18 protein-coding genes and 1 other RNA gene are annotated in these 19,593 nt (G+C 34.0%); 1 reads left to right on the forward strand and 18 read right to left on the reverse strand.

From position 1 onward, the window contains the following. Positions 1–707: 707 nt before the first annotated feature. The 14 genes from ACGH6Q_RS03090 to ACGH6Q_RS03155 all read right to left on the reverse strand — a co-directional run bounded on the left by ACGH6Q_RS03090 (position 708) and on the right by ACGH6Q_RS03155 (position 16,251). A complete protein-coding gene (locus ACGH6Q_RS03090; RefSeq protein ID WP_411591810.1) occupies positions 708–2,168 on the reverse strand; it encodes a catalase in 1,461 nt (486 codons plus the stop codon). 294 nt (positions 2,169–2,462) lie between these two features. Then, complete coding sequence (locus tag ACGH6Q_RS03095; protein WP_411591813.1) at positions 2,463–3,008, reverse strand: 5-formyltetrahydrofolate cyclo-ligase; 546 nt, start codon at positions 3,006–3,008, stop codon at positions 2,463–2,465. 29 nt (positions 3,009–3,037) lie between these two features. After that, positions 3,038–3,218: non-coding RNA, 6S RNA (gene ssrS, locus ACGH6Q_RS03100), on the reverse strand. A 65-nt stretch (positions 3,219–3,283) separates the two neighbouring features. Then, a complete protein-coding gene (zapA, locus tag ACGH6Q_RS03105; RefSeq protein ID WP_065589209.1) occupies positions 3,284–3,568 on the reverse strand; it encodes a cell division protein ZapA in 285 nt (94 codons plus the stop codon). Positions 3,569–3,575: 7 nt separating this feature from the next. Next, entirely contained in the window at positions 3,576–5,432 is a 1,857-nt protein-coding gene (dxs, locus tag ACGH6Q_RS03110) for a 1-deoxy-D-xylulose-5-phosphate synthase (RefSeq protein ID WP_411591816.1), read from the reverse strand. A gap of 27 nt (positions 5,433–5,459) precedes the next feature. Further along, complete coding sequence (gene ispA / locus ACGH6Q_RS03115) at positions 5,460–6,335, reverse strand: (2E,6E)-farnesyl diphosphate synthase (RefSeq protein ID WP_411591843.1); 876 nt, start codon at positions 6,333–6,335, stop codon at positions 5,460–5,462. Then, complete coding sequence (gene xseB / locus ACGH6Q_RS03120; RefSeq protein ID WP_034910657.1) at positions 6,322–6,567, reverse strand: exodeoxyribonuclease VII small subunit; 246 nt, start codon at positions 6,565–6,567, stop codon at positions 6,322–6,324. The genes ispA and xseB overlap by 14 nt, the downstream gene beginning before the upstream one ends. 66 nt (positions 6,568–6,633) lie before the next feature. Then, positions 6,634–7,926, reverse strand: a complete 1,293-nt coding sequence (gene rmuC, locus ACGH6Q_RS03125) for a DNA recombination protein RmuC (protein ID WP_366941252.1) — start codon at positions 7,924–7,926, stop codon at positions 6,634–6,636. A gap of 62 nt (positions 7,927–7,988) precedes the next feature. Further along, positions 7,989–8,963, reverse strand: a complete 975-nt coding sequence (gene epmA, locus ACGH6Q_RS03130; protein ID WP_411591819.1) for an elongation factor P--(R)-beta-lysine ligase — start codon at positions 8,961–8,963, stop codon at positions 7,989–7,991. Positions 8,964–9,027: 64 nt separating this feature from the next. Continuing rightward, complete coding sequence (mdoH, locus tag ACGH6Q_RS03135) at positions 9,028–11,388, reverse strand: glucans biosynthesis glucosyltransferase MdoH (RefSeq protein ID WP_296301783.1); 2,361 nt, start codon at positions 11,386–11,388, stop codon at positions 9,028–9,030. A 35-nt stretch (positions 11,389–11,423) separates the two neighbouring features. Then, positions 11,424–12,986 carry a glucan biosynthesis protein G gene (locus ACGH6Q_RS03140; RefSeq protein ID WP_411591823.1) on the reverse strand — a complete coding sequence of 521 codons (1,563 nt, stop codon included), beginning with the start codon at positions 12,984–12,986 and terminating at the stop codon, positions 11,424–11,426. Positions 12,987–13,004: 18 nt separating this feature from the next. After that, positions 13,005–13,667, reverse strand: coding sequence for a hypothetical protein (locus ACGH6Q_RS03145; protein ID WP_411591826.1), 663 nt, complete (start codon positions 13,665–13,667; stop codon positions 13,005–13,007). Positions 13,668–13,869: 202 nt separating this feature from the next. Next, a complete protein-coding gene (locus tag ACGH6Q_RS03150) occupies positions 13,870–14,109 on the reverse strand; it encodes a YecH family metal-binding protein (RefSeq protein ID WP_034910662.1) in 240 nt (79 codons plus the stop codon). 204 nt (positions 14,110–14,313) lie between these two features. Beyond that, positions 14,314–16,251: an exoribonuclease II gene (locus ACGH6Q_RS03155; RefSeq protein WP_411591829.1), complete on the reverse strand. Its 1,938-nt coding sequence runs from the start codon at positions 16,249–16,251 to the stop codon at positions 14,314–14,316. Positions 16,252–16,387: 136 nt separating this feature from the next. Here ACGH6Q_RS03155 and ACGH6Q_RS03160 point away from each other — a divergent pair, with 136 nt between their 5' ends. Further along, positions 16,388–17,137: an alpha/beta fold hydrolase gene (locus ACGH6Q_RS03160; protein ID WP_411591832.1), complete on the forward strand. Its 750-nt coding sequence runs from the start codon at positions 16,388–16,390 to the stop codon at positions 17,135–17,137. Positions 17,138–17,159: 22 nt separating this feature from the next. Here the strand turns inward: ACGH6Q_RS03160 and ACGH6Q_RS03165 are convergent, their stop codons facing one another. The 4 genes from ACGH6Q_RS03165 to ACGH6Q_RS03180 are packed head-to-tail and all read right to left on the reverse strand — an operon-like array spanning position 17,160 to position 18,939. Further along, on the reverse strand, positions 17,160–17,495 hold the full coding sequence (locus tag ACGH6Q_RS03165) for a prepilin-type N-terminal cleavage/methylation domain-containing protein (protein WP_051634165.1): 336 nt from the start codon (positions 17,493–17,495) through the stop codon (positions 17,160–17,162). Further along, positions 17,488–17,922: a DUF2509 family protein gene (locus ACGH6Q_RS03170; protein WP_065610973.1), complete on the reverse strand. Its 435-nt coding sequence runs from the start codon at positions 17,920–17,922 to the stop codon at positions 17,488–17,490. Before ACGH6Q_RS03170 ends, ACGH6Q_RS03165 begins: the two co-directional genes overlap by 8 nt. Continuing rightward, entirely contained in the window at positions 17,906–18,469 is a 564-nt protein-coding gene (locus ACGH6Q_RS03175) for a prepilin peptidase-dependent protein (RefSeq protein ID WP_411591835.1), read from the reverse strand. The genes ACGH6Q_RS03170 and ACGH6Q_RS03175 overlap by 17 nt, the downstream gene beginning before the upstream one ends. Further along, complete coding sequence (locus tag ACGH6Q_RS03180) at positions 18,463–18,939, reverse strand: prepilin-type N-terminal cleavage/methylation domain-containing protein (protein ID WP_411591838.1); 477 nt, start codon at positions 18,937–18,939, stop codon at positions 18,463–18,465. Before ACGH6Q_RS03180 ends, ACGH6Q_RS03175 begins: the two co-directional genes overlap by 7 nt. Between the last annotated feature and the right edge of the window lie 654 nt (positions 18,940–19,593).

The following is a 19,593-nucleotide window of genomic DNA, read 5'->3' on the forward strand; positions in this document are numbered from 1 at the left end:
AATGCTTTTTAACAAGTTGCGATCTTATTTTTATTTATACTCGTGCGTACTGCCTAATATTTTATCTATGGGGAAACATCTATTATTGCTTGAAAATACATTTCTTATATATTTTTTCAATCCAAAAAATCGAGTAGTGACAGCACAATAAAATAGCTGGGTATATTATAAAATTAAGCGTGATCCATGCTGATATCAGCAAATCAATACCAATCGAATTGATTAAATAACGCTGATATAAATAAGGATATCGAATTAACCGAGGGATAATCATAAAAATAAGGCTAATTAAAATGCCAATAAGTAAACCACAAAAGACTAAACCTGACGGTTTTTTTATTTTGTTTAAAATGAAGATTGAAATAAGAATAAAACAGAAATAACACAATCCATAATACATTAAATAATAATATTCAGGTGTATGGTATTGTCTTTTGATAAAGCGATAACACCATTGATAACTTAGCAATCCTCCGACACAATTAAACAACAATATAACAATTAGATTAATGATTTTCATCGGATAATCCTTTTAACTTCAATAAGTTATATGATTTTACTGTAATTTATGCTAATAATATGTGACTTTGCTAAATTAATGAAGTGTTTTTATAAATTTTATAACGTGATCAATTTATATTTGTGTATTTAGTTACAGCCAATAATTAAAAATGCCGACTAAAATTGTCGGCATTTTATTTTAAGTACTAGCTTTTTATTAGGTCAATATCAATGCCTAATCCTTTGGCAATTCCAGTTCCATAGTCAGGGTGCACTTTATAGAAGTGTTCGAGCTGTCTGATTTGAATGTCTCGATTTACGTTTTTCATAGAGCCAACGATATTATCAATAAGCAGTTGTTTTTGCTCAGGCTGCATTAAATTAAATAATGCGCGTGGTTGTGAGTAATAGTCGTCATCAACACGATGATCGTGCCTGTCCATTGTGCCAGCTGGTACATGCATTGGCGGTTCGGCATATTGTGGTTGTTGTTTTGGTGCGCTATCGACGCTATTAGGCTCATAGTTAGGCGCATTATCTGGACTATAAAAGCGCATTGCGCCATCGCGTTGATAATTATGAACAGGGCATTTTGGCGCATTGATCGGCAATTGTTGATAATTAGTACCAATACGATAGCGGTGCGCATCGGCATAAGCAAAAATTCGACCTTGAAGCATTTTATCTGGTGATAAACCCGTTCCTGGTACTACATTACTTGGTTCAAATGCTGCTTGTTCAACTTCAGCAAAATAGTTTTCTGGATTACGATTCAGTTCCATTACGCCGACTTCGATTAATGGGAACTGTTTTTGTGACCAAACTTTAGTAACATCAAATGGGTTTTCAGGATGGTTGTTAGCTTGTTCTTCTGTCATTACTTGTATGTAAAGTCGCCATTTTGGATAATCTCCTCGCTCAATGGCTTTGAACAAATCTTCTTGTGCTGAATCTGGATTAGTTCCATCCATTTCTGCTGCTTTTTTAGGATGAATGTTTTTTATTCCTTGCTCAGTTCTGAAATGCCATTTAACCCAAGTGCGAACGCCATCTTTATTAATTAAGCTATAAGTATGGCTACCATAGCCGTGCATATGACGATAACCATCAGGAATACCACGATCAGAAAATAAAATAGTGACTTGGTGAAGTGATTCTGGTGATAAAGACCAAAAATCCCACATCATTTGTGGATCTTTTAAATTAGTTTTAGGGTCACGCTTTTGAGTGTGAATAAAATCAGGAAATTTGAGTGGATCACGAATAAAAAATACAGGGGTATTATTGCCGACGATATCCCAGTTACCTTGGTCTGTGTAAAATTTTACTGAAAATCCACGGGGATCACGTGCCGTATCTGATGAGCCTCGCTCGCCTCCTACTAACGAAAAACGAGCAAAAATTGGAGTTTGTTTACCAACATTGGCAAATAGGCTAGCGTAAGAATATTTGGAGATATCGTTGGTGACTGTAAAGGTGCCGTGTGCGCCGGAGCCTTTGGCGTGGACTCGTCTTTCAGGAATATTTTCACGGTTAAAATGGGCGAGTTTTTCGATAAGTTGAAAATCATCTATCAATATTGGACCTTGGGGACCTGCAGTTCGGGAATTTTGGTTATCGGCTATTGGTGCGCCGTTATTAGTGGTTAGTACTTTTTTGTCTGACATTGCAACACTCCTTTCTAGTATATTAAAGCGCTTTTGTAAATTAAAATAATCAATTAATTAATTTTTGAATTTAAAATTACTAAAACATATATATGGGACGGTAGTGCATAGTAAAAAGCTGGATATTGTGGGTTTTCAATACGTTAAAATATATTTAAACTCACAACATCTAATTTATATCTATAAATTTGTGTATTTCTAAATTTAAGGTTCTCAATGGAATAATACACTAAATCATTTATTTTTTGATAATTATGAAAATTTTGACAATTTTTTAAATTGTTATCAATAAATTCAAGCGTAAATAATTTCGGGCAATCGAATATCCCAGGGTTTGTTCTCAATATGTTGGACTTTTTGGCAAGCAAAAGCAAGCCCAATTGGTAAAATTTGTTGAGTTTGATAATTTGCTAGTAATCGGTCATAAAACCCTCCACCCATGCCCATACGATAACCTCGTTGATCAAAAGCAACTAGTGGCGTAAAAACAATGTCGAGTTGATGGTAAGGAAGTACATTTAATACATTTAACTTTGGTTCTAATATACCAAAGTTATTTTTTATGAGTTGAGTTTGGCTAGTATATTTTAAGAAGAGCAAGTTTTTGGTTGCAAAAGGGTGGATAACAGGTAAATAGACGGATTTATTTTGTTGCCATAAATAGTTAATTATAGGTTGGGTTTCGACTTCTCCATCAAATGATAAAAATATGGCGATATTTCTTGCAGTATTAATCGCTTGGTGACAGGCAATTTTTTGATATATAGCGTGTTGTGCAATCTCACGTTCATCGGGAGATAATTGTCGCCGTTTTTGACGAATGATTTGCCTTATATTCATCAGTTTTCACTGTTGTTTAAAAGTAAAAGAGCGCTCCAAGATGTCGTTAGGGTCGTAACCCTTGAACCCAAGGTTCAAGGTGAACATTGTGTTTTAATTTTTAGGTTTCCTTACAAGTAAGGCATACACACCAATTAAAAGTCACTCCGTTCTTAAGTTTAGAATATCGGCTCAGGGGACTAACCCATATGGCGATCATCTCAGAGTCGTATGCTATAATACAAAATTTGACGGATCATACAATACTATTTGTATTAAATTTACAATTCAAGTAGTTAATTATTAGGATTTAGGGCAGAATCGAGTAATTGTTGTAACATTTTTAACCGATCGCCAAATTCACTGCTTTTTTCTTTTTCTTTTGAGAGTTCGTAAGAAATGTTTAGAGCGGCAGTCATAATAAGTTGATCACTGCCAACATGTGGAGACTTTTCTCGTAAATTTGTTAAGCGCGCATCTAAATCTTTTGCGGCATTGTTAAGTGCGTCGACTTCATCAACAGGACAATTAAATTTTAATGTTCGTCCAAAAATTTGAATAGTGACAGCTTGAGTTTCCATATTTAACCTATTGATTCATAAAACGATTAATTTTATCGATAATGTGTTTTTTATCTAGTCCTATTTCTTGCCTTATTTCGCTTTGAGAGCCTTGAGAAATAAACTTGTCAGGGAGTCCAATATTTAAAATATCACATTTTATTTTTTTCGATAATAAATATTCACAGACGGCGCTACCTGCTCCGCCTTTGATACTGTTTTCTTCGATGGTGACAAGTATATTATGAGTTTGGCTAATGTGCAAAAGGACTTTTTCATCTAATGGTTTAACAAAACGCATATCGATAACTGTAGCATTGATTTGTTCTGCAGCTTGTAAAGCTTCGGTAAGTAAAGCGCCAAAATTTAGTAAAGCAATGTTTTCACCTTGCCGGCACAATTTAGATTGTCCCAAAGGAATTGCTGTTAATGGGATTAATGGCGTTCCAGTGCCTTCACCACGGGGGTAACGTACTGCTGCAGGACCATTATGTAAATAGCCTGTGTAGAGCATTTGTCGACATTCGTTTTCGTCACTCGGTGTCATAATGACCATATTGGGTATGCAGCGTAGATAACTTAAGTCAAATGCACCTTGGTGAGTTTCACCGTCGGCGCCGACAATTCCTGCACGATCGATAGCAAACAATACAGGTAAGTTTTGAATAGCAATATCATGAATTACTTGATCATAAGCGCGTTGCAAAAAAGTTGAGTAAATAGCTACAACAGGTTTTAATTCACTAATTGCAAACCCAGCAGCAAGGGTTACCGCATGTTGTTCGGCTATTGCAACATCAAAAAATTGGTCAGGATAATTATTTGCAAATTTTGTCATACCTGAACCTTCCCCCATTGCTGGGGTTATTGCCATTAAACGTTTATCATTTTGCGCCATTTCGCATAACCAATCGCCGAATACTTGCGAATATGTTGGCGCAACTTTTTGAGTAGTAGGTAATATACCATCATTTGGATTAAATTTTGGTACGCCATGCCATAAAGTCGGATCTTTTTCAGCTGGTGCGTAGCCTTTGCCTTTTTGTGTTATTACATGAAGCAGTTGTGGACCCTTTAATTGGCGAACTTTTTGTAAAGTTGCGACCAATCCATTAATATCATGTCCATCAACAGGACCTATATAATTAAATCCAAGTTCTTCAAATAAGATAGCTGGTGTGACTAATCCTTTTAAGTGTTCTTCAGTTTTTTTAACAAGTTCTTTTAATGGTGGAATATTAGCTAATATTCGTTTGCTATTTTCCCTAAAAGATGTATAGGCTTTACTTGATAATATTTGAGTTAGATGTTGGTTAAGTGCTCCAGTATTTGCAGAAATTGACATATCATTATCGTTGACAATCACTAGCATATCTGGCTTAACATGACCAGCGTGATTCATTGCTTCAAATGCCATACCAGCAGTTAATGCTCCATCACCAATAATGGCAGCTACTTTTTTACCTGATTGTTTTTTTTGTTCGCTAATTGCAATACCAAGTGCTGCACTAATTGAAGTTGAAGAATGACCTGTGGTTAGCACATCATATTCACTCTCATTACGATGAGGAAATGGATGAAGTCCCCCTTTTTGACGAATAGTGAGCATTTGGTCTCGTCGACCAGTCAAAATTTTGTGAGGGTAAGCCTGATGACCAACATCCCAAATAATTTTATCAAAAGGTGTGTGATAAACATAATGCAAGGCTGTTGTTAATTCAACAACACCTAGTCCCGATGCTAAATGACCACTTGATTGACTTACGCATGCGAGTAAATATTGTCTAAGCTCGTGACAAATAGACGATAACTGTGACTGAGGAAAACGTCTTAGATCCTCAGGCGAGTTTATTTGTTTTAACAAAGGGTAATTATCTAAATTCATTATGTAATGCTGTATTTTAGCTAGTTATTAACTATTGCGATTAATAATATAACCAGCAAGTTCCTGTAATGGCTGATTATTATAAGGTATTTGTTTTAGACTATCGATAGCTTGCTGATAGAGTTGCTGGGTTAGTTTTACTGCGCTATCTAGCCCAATTAATGCAGGGTATGTACTTTTTTCATGAGTAAGGTCTGAACCTTGTGGTTTACCCATAATAGATTGCTCGCCAATTATATCTAAAATATCGTCTTGAATTTGAAATGCTAGCCCAATTGCTTCAGCATAGCGATCGAGTATTAGCTGATAAGGTTTAGCTATTTCACCGCATGCAAAAGCACCCAAACGGATTGCCGTTTTGATCAATGCTCCTGTTTTATAACAATGTATTTTTTGCAAATGTTCAAGACTAATTGATTGATGTGTGGCCTGTAAATCAAGTGATTGACCAAGGCACATGCCATTAACGCCACTGGCATGGGCAAGTTCAGTTATCATATTAATTTTAGTTTCAGCATCGATTAATTTACTTTTTGCTAGTATTGAAAAGGCTAAACTTTGTAAGGCGTCACCAGCAAGTATTGCTTGAGCTTCACCAAATTGGATATGGCAGGTTGGTTTTCCTCGGCGTAAGTCATCATTATCCATTGCAGGTAAGTCATCATGAATTAATGAATAAGTATGAATTGCTTCAATCGCAGCAGCGGCTTCATCTAACTTAGAAAGGGGGCAATTAAACATTTGTCCAGTTAAATAGACTAAAATAGGTCGAATTCGTTTTCCACCAGCCAACAAACTATAACTCATTGCTTGTTGAAGTTGAGATGGTTCAATTTGTGAAATATAGGTGGTTAAAAACGAATCAATTCGTTCTTGTAATGGCTTTAAACTATTCATTATCATCATTTGAGAATTCTGACAGTTCGGCGTCACTATTTTCAGATAATAAAATCTGAATGCGTTGCTCAGCTTGCTGTAACTGTTTTTGTCCTGCTTTTGCTAATTTGATCCCTTTTTCAAACTCATTTAGTGCTTCGTCTAATGGTAGATCGCCGTTTTCTAATTGAGCTACAATGGTTTCGAGCTGTTTAAGTGTCTCTTCGAAACTTACTTCTTTGTCTTGCTTTTTTGCCATATTCAATTCCTCTTTGCGTGCGATGAGTATACACTTATTTCCCATAATCGTGAATCTAGGTTTTGTTTATTTACTCTCATTTTCGTTATTCAATTCATCCATTGATAATAAGGTAATATCTGGATTAATCGGTTTTTTAACTTCGATACCCATTTCACGAAATCGTTCAATTTGTCCAATTACATTGCCACGACCTTTACATAATTTGTTCATGGAATTTTGATAGGTTTGTTGAGCTTTGTCTAAACAACTTCCCAGATTTTCCATATCTTCAACAAAGCCACGCATTTTGTCATATAATTTGCTTGCTCTATCGGCAATAAGTTCAGCATTACGATTTTGATATTCAAATCGCCATAAATTATGGATAGTTCGTAATGCAACTAATAAAGTAGTGGGGCTTACTATCATAATATTACTTTTCAGCGCATCGTTAATTAATGTTGGGTCATTATCTATTGCACTTAAAAATGCTGGCTCGACAGGAATAAACATCAAAATATAATCTAATGAATTAATGCCAATAAGTTTATGATAATCTTTTTGACTAAGTTGTTTTAAATGGTTACGCACAGCCGTTAAATGTTCGGCCATTGCTTTTGCTTTAACGTTTTCGTCATCACTATTAAAATGGCGTTCGTAGGCAACCAAGGTCACTTTTGAATCAATAACTACATCACCCCCTTGCGGTAAGTGAACAATGACATCGGGTTGTAATCGTTGATTGTTTTCGTTGGTTAGATTAACTTGTGTTTCGTACTCATAACCTGAACGTAATCCTGAATTATCTAAAATTTGACTTAAGATAAATTCTCCCCAGTTTCCTTGGGTTTTGTTATTGCCTTTTAATGCATTGGTTAGATTGGTTGCTTCTTTACTCATTTGTTCATTAAGTAGTTGCAAGTTACGGATTTCATGCGTCAGTGTGTGGCGCTCTTTAGCCTCTTGCCCAAAACTATCTTGAACTTGCTTTTTGAAGCCTTCTAACTGTTCTTTAAGTGGTGAAAGTAAAAAATCAAGGCTCTGTTTATTTTGTTGTTCAATCTTTTTACCACTCTGTTCAAAAATACGATTGGCTAGGTTTTCAAACTGAGTCGTAAGCCGTTGTTCGCTTTGTTCTAGTATAGTTTGTCGTTCATGTGTTGCACTTAACGTTTCTTCTAAACGCGTTTTGAGTTCACTAATTTTAACATTCTGCGCTAGATTTTGTTGTCGATACTGCTCTAATTCATACTCAAGTTGTTTTACTTGAATTACTAAAGTTTGGTTTTCTTCCTTTTTTTGAATTAGTTGTAGATCGAATAGTTGCTGTAAATTATTAATTGTTGATTGAGATTTTATAGCAAATACAAATAACATTAAGGCAACAATCCCAATAATAATGGCAATCCATTCGGTTAATCCTAAAGCATTGAACATAATTAAGCCCTTTCAAAAGTAAATGACATCACATCATTCAAGCTATTGCAATTTAAGGCAAGCATAATTAAACGGTCTAATCCGACAGCGACTCCAGCACAGTCTGGTAGCCCAGCTTCCATAGCGGCCAGTAATTCAATGTCAATATTCTGAGCTGGTAAGTTTTGATTAGTACGATCTAAATTATTTTGTTCAAAACGCATTCGTTGTTCTTGTGCATTAGTCAATTCTTTAAAGCCATTAGCAAGTTCAACACCTTTGTAATAGAACTCAAAACGGCTAGCTACACGATGATCTTCTGGGCTAATAGCGGCTAATGCAGCTTGTGATGCTGGAAAGTTAAATACAGCAATAGGCTTGTCTTGACCAATATGTGGTTCAACACCAAAAGTGAATAAGCATTGTAACAATCCATCTTTATCATAATTATCTGTGTTAAGTCCGATATCAAGCTGATTTGCTGCATTGACTAAGGTTGCGTGATCGGCTTCCAAAGGATCAATATTAAGATGCCTTTGAAACGCTTTTTGATAAGAAATACGTTCAGCAGGTTCACAATCTAAAATGGTTTGTAATAGATCATCGACTTCATTAATCATTTGCATCATATCAAATTGGATGCGATACCATTCTAACATGGTAAATTCAGGGTTATGATAACGGCTGACTTCTTCATGATTACGAAAACATTTACACATTTGATAAATTGGTCCACTACCAGCAGCTAGTAAGCGTTTCATATGATATTCAGGGCTAGTAATTAATGATATGTTTCGCCCTTGTTGATCATCGATTTCACCAGGCTTTAAAAACTTAGTGTGAAAAGAGCTTAAATGTACGTCTGTTACTGCATATTGGCTTAAGGTAGGTGTTTCGACCTCTAAAATACAGCGATCAGCAAAAAATTGACGAATTTGAGAAACAATTTTCGCGCGCTTAAGTAAATTATTTATAGGTGCAGAAGGTTGCCAAGTCATAAAAATATCCATGGATTTTGATTAGTTACTAAAAAGAAGTGAAATAGGGCAAAAGCCCTATTTCTTATTGCTGGCGTTCATTTTGCCATATTGAGAACAAATTGTCGTATTTTTCTTGTTGTTGCCAAATATGACGATGTAATGCGGAAAGAATAATTGGGTCTTCTAAAATCGCTAACTGCTTTTCTTTACTCATTTTTTCTAAGTCTATGTGTTGATATTGTTCAATAAGCTCATTGCGTTTTTGTTGGTTTTTATTATTAACTCTATGTCTTGAAGTCGATAAAGCGCAAGTTAGCGCATTATATATAGGATCGACCAACGCCATAACAAAACCATGCTCAACAAATGCAGTTTCAGTTTTAATTAAATATTCGCCTGTAAGAGTAACAGCTCTTGTAGGATGCGTTTCTTCAGGGGTTAAAAATAGTCCTGCTTTTTTTGCCTTCATGCCGATACTTGAAAGCCCAGATACTCTAATTACTAAAGGTGAAATGGTTAAAGGTATTAATATGGCTATATACCAATAAGTAAATTGTGGATTTAACCAGATAATTACTCCTAACCAGATAATACCTAATAATGACAGTGGCCAACAAAAATAAAATGACTCCCCCCATGTTAGAGCGTCGTCACTTCGGGATGGTGACTTCCATTGAATTTTACTGCCCATCCATGCTTTAAGTACAAATTTACTATGAAAGATCATGCGTATTGGCGCTAAAATCATTGACCAAATCATTTCAATCAGTATTGATAAAGTTAATTTAAATATACCGCCAACATCTTTTGCCCCAGTTCTGGCTATAATAATACCGTAGCTGAAGAATTTAGGTGCAAACAGTAAAACCATTGTGGTTGATAATAGTTGAATGGCTAATTGTTCATCCCACCTTGGCCAAGTAGGATAAAATTGGTTAGGTTGGAAGAAATATTGAGGCTCAGAAATATTAAACACCAATAATAATAGTGTCGAAAATATTAAAAATACTAGCCACAATAATGAAGAAATATAAGCCATGCCACTAGTTGCAAACATTAAACGATGGGTCAATTTAATACCGCTTTTGAAGATTAGCCTTAAATTAATTAAGTTACCCATACACCAGCGATTATCACGTTTTAAATCTTCAATCATATTACCAGGAAGCTCTTCATAACTTCCATTCATATTATAAGCGATCCAGACGCCATAACCAGCACGACGCATAAGCGTCGCCTCAACTAAATCATGCGATAAGATATGAATTGGACCCTTACGTTTTTGCAATGGAGATAATATGCAATGCTCAATAAAAGGTTTTAAGCGAATCATTGCATTGTGACCCCAATATTGTGCTTCGCTTAGTTGCCAAAAGTGTGTGCCAGAGCAAAATATATCACTATAAATCTGATTGGCAAATTGTTGAATACGTCCATAAAGCGTGGTCATTCTGACTGATTTTGGCGGTGATTGTAATATACCTGCTTTAGGTGTCATTTCCATCATGGCGATCATTTTTAAAATACAATCGCCTGTCATGATACTATCGGCATCAAGGATCATCATGTATTCATATTGGTGCCCCCAACGACGGCAAAAATCATCAATATTACCACTTTTACGTTTTACTCGGCGTTTGCGATGGCGATAAAAAACGTTGCAACCATTGTTTTGTTTTGCTGCATTAAATTCAGCCCAAGCTTTAAGTTCGTTCACATATAGATCGGGATCGTTAGTATCACTTAATATATAAAAATCACAACAAGCTGCGTGGCCTGTTTCAGCTAAAGATTGATAAGTTGCTTGTAACCCAGCAAATACTCGAGCAACATCTTCATTACAAATTGGCATAACAAGAGCGGTTCGATGCTTTGCGTCGATATGTGATGCTGGGTCCTTGGGAATAGGAATAGTGTAACGGTCTTTACCCATGACGGCTAAAATTAGGCCCATAATGCTGGTCCAAAATCCAATGGAGATCCAACAAAACAAAATAGCAAACAGGATAATAATCGCCCCTTGTATGATATAAGGTATTATGCTGTAGATGGCTAATTCAGGATTGATATCCCAATTAGTCATAAAATTGATTTTTTGCCAACTTTGGTATGGTAATAAAGAAGATAGATAAGTGGTTCCATAATATGTTTGTACTACAATCAGCGCAAACATAATAAAGCGTCGAATTATAGCTAAAATATTAAAGTTATGTTTTGACTTGGCAATATAGCGCTGGTTCCAGATTTGAGGTTGAATTGAAACGCGTTCAACTTCAGGATAACTTGGTTGTTGTTTTCGGTCATCAATAAAAGAACTAGTATCGCCAATCTGATTTAAGCGATATTTTAAGAACTCAACATCATCAGGTGATGTTGTATTATTTTCATATTTTTGACGCCAAGCTTCAGCATCAGGTAGATTTGTAAAGTAATCTTTTTTCATATTTTTATCTTATAATAATAATGACTATTACATTACTATTGTGCTGGGTATTGCCCGCTCCAAGTTTCAGAAATCACTTCATTGGTTGCTTGTGAAGCGAGTTGTACACGAATATCCGTTGCCTTTTTACTATCTTGGACGTTGAATCTAACAATTACACGCCATCCTTTTATTATTGGATTGTACTGTGAATTACAGCTTACAATAGAGCCGTTAGTAATACTTGAAATTACTTTGACTGGGTCATTTTCTGATAATGAAGGACCAGCGAAGTCAATCACGTACGCATTAGAGCCATCAAGTTTACGAATTAAATTAGCTTGTTTTATATCGCCTAATGACAATCGGGTACTAATAGCTTTTGCGATATTATTAGGATAACGCTGTAATTCATGTAATGAATAATGTAATCGATATTTTATATCAAGCACGTCGCCGGCTTTATATTGTTTTTCTGGCACCCAAAAAGTGACAATATTATCGTTAGTTTCGTCTGCTGTTGGGATTTCAACTAATTCGACTCGTCCTTTTTGCCAATCGCCTAAAATTTCAGTCCAAACGCTTGGTCGTTTTTCATAGTGATCATCGAGATCTTGATAATCATCAAAACCTTTATCACGCTGAATTAAGCCAAAAGCTTTTGGGTTTTCTAAGCTATACGATGAAAACGATAGACGTTTAGGGTTATTTAATGGACGCCATATCCATTCGTTATTATTTGCTAATATTGATAGTCCATTAGAATCATGCATTGCAGGTCGATAATTTAACAATGGTGATGGTTGATTAGGCCCAAATAAAAACATACTGGTTAGTGGGGCAATGCCAAGTTTTTTTACAGAATCGCGGAAAAAGACCTTAGCTTGAACTGTAACAGTAGTATCAATACTTGGAATCAATGTAATTTTATAAGCACCAGTTACGCTTGGTGAGTCGAGTAATGCATAGATAACTAAATGTTTTTGATTTGGTTCTGGTCTTTCAATCCAGTACTCTTTAAAACGTGGAAATTCTTCACCAGACATTTCTCCAGTGTTAATGGCAAGCCCTCTTGCCGAAAGACCATAGCGTTGATCTTTACCTACCGCACGAAAATAACTGCCACCAAGAGCTGAAAATATTTCATCGTCGGTTTTTGTTGGATTATTAATTGGGTAATGGACTTTAAAACCAGCAAAACCCAAATTTTTAGTATCTATTTTATCAAGATTAATCTGGCTTAAATCAAAATAGCTAGGATCATATTGTATTGGAGTTATTTGGTTATTAACAATTTCATTAATCTTTATTGGAACATCAAAGTACATTCCTTCGTGATAAAACTCAAGTTTAAAACGACTTTTTTGATCACCCCAGTAAGCTTTTTTATGATTAAATAGAATTTTTTGGTAATCAGCAAATTGTAAAGATGCTAATTCATTAGGAATATTTTTAGATGGTTGAACATAAGCCTTTTTAGATAGTTTTTCAGCTTTTTCAACTACATCATCAAGCGAAAAAGCCCATGCAGAAAAACTAATACAAGTAGCTGAAGCTAAGCAAAGCACCTTGCAAATTAAAGTTTTATTAAACTTATGAATTGGAAATAAATTGCACATAAAAGACTCGCGTTAGTATTATCTAAAAATATTGAAATAATTGATAATATTGTTTTTTGGATCATCTAAGCATTTCTCAACGTAATCCACTTTCATTTCTTGAAGAATGCTTGGGTTTTCGTTTATTAGGAAGTAAGAATAGTCATCTTTAGTAATCTTTGCTTTTAAGGATGAGATATCTTGTTCTGACATTCTAAATTGTGGTCGAAAATATTGTGTTATTTTTGCATTATCTTTTGTATAAATTGCTGCAACGAAATCAGCTGAATATTGGCAATAACTTTTTATATTGTTTTCAGTTGCTTTTATTTTACTTAGTTCCATATTATGTTCGGCTTGGTTTTCCTCAACTACTTTTTTGAGTTGCACATGATACTTTAATTTATATAGTTCATTTAAATAAAAATTCAATACGCAAGAGGAGAGATTATTATTGCCTTTACAATTTAGAATACCTTGTTTAATAATGTAGTTATCGAAGTTTTTATCACCAACAAACCGAATTAGTTGATTTTTAGCATCAACAACATAAGGGTCGTTAGTTTCAGTTTGTTGTTTTAATAGAGATAGTTGCTCTGTTTCGGAAGTTGGTTCATTATTTTTTAAAGGTAAATTTTTTTTTGCACAACTTGTGACAAGAATAGCGACAAAGGTGCATATAAGGATATTACTTACTTTCATTTATCAAATTCCATGAGCATATTCTTTAGGTTAATTTTAAAGCGAGCAACTTTGCCACTAATTTAGTCACGTTATTAGTAACAACAGCCACTTATAACGATTATTGTTATAGCGCGAAATTATATACTCTTATTAATTTAAAAAACACTAGCAGATTAAATTAAATTTATAAAAATTGTACTTTATATACGGTCATTTCTCTCTAATGTTTGCATATTTTTTTATTATCGACCGTAAATTTAGTTTCATGATCAACTGAGGGTTTAAATTTCCCCTTTGCTTTTAAAAAAGCGATTAGTTGCTCGGCATTCATGTTGGATTTTGAACAAGTATGAAATATGGCATCTTCTCCAAACTTACTTTTGATAGCATCAAGTAAAGAAGATTCGGTATAATTGTTTCCATTCATCATATGCAATACTTCGTGTCCATGAATTGACATTATAGCCTCCCTGAATTATTGTTCATTTTAATGATTAATTCATTATTTTTAGTCCCGAAAGATAACAGATATTTTTAATAAGAAAAAGAGGTTTGATATTAAAAATATAATAAAGTTTTAATTATTCCCCCTGATTTACATCGGGGGAAGAAATAACAGCAAAAAAGCTGTAAATTCAAGCAAGAATAATCTTTCTTTTATTTTTTAATTGTTGGTTAATTTTGTAATGATTGATTGATTTTCGCTTTTAACCTGGTGAATAACAACAGATATAGTATCAGCAAGTTTGTAGCAAACCTCATCTTTAATTTTGATGATTCCTTCCTCAGGTAACGAGATAATTTCTTCCTTGACTGAGTGAATCATTGAAAGTGGCATAAATGCAAAAGCGCCTATATCACATAAACGAACTCGAGCACCACCACGATTGATATCGATAATTTCAGCAGAAAAACTTTCACCTACTTTATTTGATAAGTATTGAGCATAAAGGTTTTCAGCCATATCACGTTCTGCATAGCGTAATGTTTTGCGTCTTTCATTCATGTTTTTTAATTGATCTTTATCGGGTGCGACTAATTCTTGTGATCGGATAAATGCTTTGATTAATCGATGGTTGACCATATCACCATATTTACGTATTGGTGAAGTCCATGTTGCATAGGCATCAAATCCCAAACCAAAATGTGGTTTAGGTTCAGTTGAAAAATCAGCAGGGCTTTGGAACTTACGAAGTTTTGTGGACAAAAATGGAGTGTTGTCGATTATACGACGCAACTTTACGTAACCATCAAAAGATACTAATGATTCTTTATCAAATTCAGTGATTCCGTTATCATTTAAAAAAGTCGCTACTTGTTCAATATATTTATTATCAAAACCTGAATGAATATTAAAAATTCCAAAACCAATTTTATTTTTTAATTGCAATGTTAAAGCTTGGTTAGCTAAAACCATGACTTCTTCTACTATTTGATTTGCAATCCGACGAGACTCTTTAATTATTGATTTAACTTGGCGATTTTCATCAAGTTCAAAACGATAATCTCCATTATCTTTAAAAACTAAAGCATGATTTTGCCGCCATGTCATACGAATTTTTGCTAAGTCAGCTAAATGTTTAAGTTGCTGTTTAATAATTGGATTGTTAGTTTCTAAATCTTCATTATTTTCTAAAAAATTAGAAACATTGTTATAAGTTAATTTAGCTTTTGATTCAATCCAAGCTGGTATAAAAGTGATCTCATCGCTATTAATATTGCCCGTTTCGTCAATACTCATTTTGCATATCATCGCTGGACGTTTTTGATTTGCTTTTAATGAACATAAATCATTGGCAAGCTCTTTGGGTAGCATAGGGATATTAAAATCAGGCAAATAAGTGGTAAAATTTCTGATTTTGGCAATACGATCAAGTTCGCTATCTTGTAATACATAAGCGGTAGGATCGGCAATGGCAACCATCAATTGATAATCTCCTTGTTCACCTTTTGATATCGCAATAGCATCATCCATATCTTCTGTATCTTCGCTATCGATGGTGAAAAAGTTAACATCGGTTAAATCTTGACGGTTATCAAGTTCAGTACCGTTAATTGATAATGAATCGAACTGTGGGGCGTGAGTTTCTAAATCGTAGCGCGCTAACGTTTTTAGCCAAAGTTGATAAGGTGAATTGCTTTCAGCAACAAAACGAACAATTTCGGCAAGAAATTGATTCCGTTCTTCTTGCAAAGGGTGAGAAACAAGCGTTGCCACAACCCAATCGCCTTCTTTTAGTTTTTCGCTAACTTGCTTGTTTATTTTGCAACGAATGGCTAGATTAGTTGACATATTTTCAGGATAAATAACCATTGCACGATCTTGAAAGCCTATTTTGCCAATAAATTTTTGCAATGCACTTTCAATTAATGATTCAGGTTCAAAAGACTCTTTATCGTTATTACTTATAACTGTCCCTGATACCTTATCACCATTGCAAACTCTTTTCATTTTAGCAATAGGGATGAAATAACTTTTTTTATTATCAACATCTAAAAAACCAAATCCTTTTTCATGAGCTCTAATAGTGCCTTCAACGCGTGGTGTTTGCTCATGGAGTTCTTGTTTTAATTGTGCAAGTAGAGGGTTATTTTGAAACATATGGCCTAACACTAGTTAAAAAGTTGGTATTAAATTCTATCATATTTATGCAAATTGTGGTTATTGAATTAATCGGTGATGGTATTGAAAATAGACGTATAATAATGCCACTTAAAATAATTGGTCGAATTAAAGTATGAAATTAAACTATAAATTACAGGGTGATGGAAAGTCGATAGTGTTTTTACATGGGGTATTTGGGAGTTTAGATAATTTAAATATGTTAGCGAAGGATTTTATGCAGTATTATCAAACCGTGCAAGTTGATCTGCGTAATCATGGGCATTCCCCTTGGTCTGATAAGATAACTTATCAAACTATGGCTGAAGATGTAGCTGAACTTTGTTATGATTTACAATTAAAAGATATAATATTAGTTGGTCACTCAATGGGGGGGAAGATTGCTTTGCAATTATCGCAAATGCTTTCAGATTCTATCCAAAAAATTGTTGCTATCGATATTGCGCCTATAAAATATCACCGTTCGGCCAATGCCACTATTTTAAGAGTGTTAATGTATTGCCTTAGTAACAAAATTACCGATAAAAAGCAGATCATCAATTTAATGGAACAAGTAGGTATTAACATGCCAACCATTCTTTTTTTACTAAAATCGTTTAAGAATGATAAATGGTTGTTTAATATTGAAGCAATTAATTCACAATATGCTCATATATGCGATTGGCAAAATATCTCTCCTTGCTTAAAACCCACGTTATTTATTCGGGGAAATAACTCTACTTATATTACAAATGAAGCTTATCCAGCGATTTTCGAACAATTTCCTAATGCAAAAATTGAAGTAGTTGAAGGTGCAGGGCATAATGTTCACGCTGAAAAAACGTCACAAGTTTTGCAACTTCTACATAACTGGATAGAGGGATGAATGGTATTTAACTTGCAAACATTTAGAGTGAATTACAAAATAATCGTTGCTGCTTGGCAACTTGTTTGTTAGGTGCATTAACCGTTATAACAACCATTTTACACTGAGCATTATAAGTTTTACTGGTGAGCTTATAGTGCCAACCAGAAGGAATAATTTGGTTTGTGGTATAAGGGTAGCTATCAAGTAGCTGAAAAGCAATTTTGTTGGCACGTAAGTAGTTTGTAAAGTAGTGATGTTTATAAAACAATGCTTGTTGGTAATTAACAAATCCTAACATAATAATTGAAAATAATAGCGTTGCTATCATAACTTCAATTAAACTAAAGCCAGCTATTTTTTTCTTTTTGTTATTCACAATAAATAGCCCTTTTTTCTGGGCAATAATCGAGCCAATGACCTTTTTCAACAATCAATCGATTATTATCAAAATGTGCGAGTGTATATAAATAGAAGTCTTTAGCTTCGCCCCTTACTAACACATACTTATCAATTTTTAATAAAGACTTTTTTATACATGCTTTTAATTGATAAGTGGGTTCAGTCATACAATACCAATTTGTTTTAGGAGTTTGCCAATTTTGGGTTATTGCCCAAGTTAAAGATGAACTAGCTTGATTAAATTTTTGATAGTATTGACTTTCCATTAAGATAGTTTTTTGCCACGAGGTAATAAGTATATTAAAACCAATTAATAGCACCAATCCCACAACCATCAAAATAATTACCATTAAAATAGTGCTAAACCCAGACGAAGTATAAATTTGTTTAAAATAGGTTTTCATTTTTGATTATTTCAGTTATGTGATAATTAATCTGCTTGTTTTTTCTTAATTCAGCAGTAACAGATAGACTAATGGCATCGGGTAGCTGTTTTATTGTAAAATCGGTTACTTTGATTTCGTTTGAATCAAATAAGTTTTCCCATTTAGTTCCAAAACAATCTATTGCTCCTGTTTTATAGGCTATATTGTTTTCTTTATAGCGATAGGTAAAAACATCTGACTTTATAGGGGAAAATTTGTCCCAAACCCAAGAATTGCGAATTTCGCTATCGTATCGAAGAACAATACATTTTCCTTGTTTATCGATTTTAATAGCTTTAGCTGTTATTTTTTTGGGGTCATTAGCAATAAAACCAGCTCGTCTTATGTCTTTTTTCATACCAGCTAATCCAAGTTCAATTGCCTGTTGTAAACGTATTTTTTGATAATATTGCATAATACTTGTTTGTAATTGAATGTAAAACGAGGTTATACCCATAAAAATTAGACTTGATAATATTAAGCTAATAAGCATTTCAAATAAGGAATATCCAGATGCTTTTAACATCGAGGTAACCCTGTTATATAGCTATTTTCTGCACAGAATCGAATGCGTCCAAATAAAGAAATAAAAATCCTGCTAGTACCTATCTTATTTTTTAATTGGAAAGACATTGTTTGTGCTAAGTTGCGACGACCTAAGATCAAAGCATTTTTATTGTTTAATAATTCACTAATTTCAACAGAATTATCTGGTTTCATGAAATAAAGCACTCCCTCGCTGCATGAGGCAGGTTTTTCATCGTGAGTAATTGCAATGCACCATGGTGAAGTAAATTGATGAATAATGTAATTCTCATTTTTAATCGACGCTTTTATTTGAACTTCATACAAAAAATAACCTAACTGTTTGGTTGTATAAGCTAATTCATTACGCAGCTGTTGCTCTTTCCAATGCTCAACGCCTATTGTGACTAAAATAGCACTAATACAAATAGTTATTAACAATTCTAGTAATGAAAATCCCCAATTTTGCATAATATTGTCTTGGTAACTATCACGATTGTTGCAGAGTACATTTTAATTAAACAATTGGTTATTTGACATTCTAGATTTGTGATACATTGCTCAAATAAATTGTGCTTTTTTCGTTAATACTTTGCTTTTTGTTTTGATGAAAAGCTTATTTAAAAATTACGTCAAAAAGCGGTTGACAAATATATTGATTTTATTAAAGTTTTTATTTAGTGTTTCCTGGATTCAAACATGAAGTGCAATTTTAAACACGGTGGAGTGAAGAAAGTAGAAAGGTGATTTATACTAGCACCTTCGCACCACCACAGTTTGGAGATTGCTATGCATTATAATCACCTTTCTAGGAAGGAAAGATACTAGATTTTTGTATTTATAACTATACACAATATCTATTGAACTCACACACAAGAAAACGGCATAAGTTTAAAAGCCCTGTCGCTTTTTATTCTAAGCGTTAAGACGAATTACACTTTATGGTGCAATCTAGGAACTTAATAATAAACTTCAATAAAATCAATAGTCAAGCTGAGCTATTTTAGAGAAAAAAACACATCGATAGCTCCACAATATTAATAAGTTTGCTTTATCACAGCATCAAAATATGCCGATAACGAAGTAAAGCTAGTACGCTAAACTAGGTTGTTGGGCGTGTTTGTG

This window comes from Gilliamella sp. BG2 (assembly GCF_046635645.1).
Classification (GTDB): domain Bacteria; phylum Pseudomonadota; class Gammaproteobacteria; order Enterobacterales; family Orbaceae; genus Gilliamella; species Gilliamella bombi.

Coding starts and splice junctions, on each gene's coding strand:
- ACGH6Q_RS03090 (WP_411591810.1), bottom strand. CDS start 2,168: ATGTCAGACAAAAAAGTACTAACCACTAATAACGGCGCACCAATAGCC.
- ACGH6Q_RS03095 (WP_411591813.1), bottom strand. CDS start 3,008: ATGAATATAAGGCAAATCATTCGTCAAAAACGGCGACAATTATCTCCC.
- zapA (WP_065589209.1), bottom strand. CDS start 3,568: ATGGAAACTCAAGCTGTCACTATTCAAATTTTTGGACGAACATTAAAA.
- dxs (WP_411591816.1), bottom strand. CDS start 5,432: ATGAATTTAGATAATTACCCTTTGTTAAAACAAATAAACTCGCCTGAG.
- ispA (WP_411591843.1), bottom strand. CDS start 6,335: ATGATAATGAATAGTTTAAAGCCATTACAAGAACGAATTGATTCGTTT.
- xseB (WP_034910657.1), bottom strand. CDS start 6,567: ATGGCAAAAAAGCAAGACAAAGAAGTAAGTTTCGAAGAGACACTTAAA.
- rmuC (WP_366941252.1), bottom strand. CDS start 7,926: ATGTTATTTGTATTTGCTATAAAATCTCAATCAACAATTAATAATTTA.
- epmA (WP_411591819.1), bottom strand. CDS start 8,963: ATGACTTGGCAACCTTCTGCACCTATAAATAATTTACTTAAGCGCGCG.
- mdoH (WP_296301783.1), bottom strand. CDS start 11,388: ATGAAAAAAGATTACTTTACAAATCTACCTGATGCTGAAGCTTGGCGT.
- ACGH6Q_RS03140 (WP_411591823.1), bottom strand. CDS start 12,986: ATGTGCAATTTATTTCCAATTCATAAGTTTAATAAAACTTTAATTTGC.
- ACGH6Q_RS03145 (WP_411591826.1), bottom strand. CDS start 13,667: ATGAAAGTAAGTAATATCCTTATATGCACCTTTGTCGCTATTCTTGTC.
- ACGH6Q_RS03150 (WP_034910662.1), bottom strand. CDS start 14,109: ATGTCAATTCATGGACACGAAGTATTGCATATGATGAATGGAAACAAT.
- ACGH6Q_RS03155 (WP_411591829.1), bottom strand. CDS start 16,251: ATGTTTCAAAATAACCCTCTACTTGCACAATTAAAACAAGAACTCCAT.
- ACGH6Q_RS03160 (WP_411591832.1), top strand. CDS start 16,388: ATGAAATTAAACTATAAATTACAGGGTGATGGAAAGTCGATAGTGTTT.
- ACGH6Q_RS03170 (WP_065610973.1), bottom strand. CDS start 17,922: ATGAAAACCTATTTTAAACAAATTTATACTTCGTCTGGGTTTAGCACT.
- ACGH6Q_RS03175 (WP_411591835.1), bottom strand. CDS start 18,469: ATGTTAAAAGCATCTGGATATTCCTTATTTGAAATGCTTATTAGCTTA.
- ACGH6Q_RS03180 (WP_411591838.1), bottom strand. CDS start 18,939: ATGCAAAATTGGGGATTTTCATTACTAGAATTGTTAATAACTATTTGT.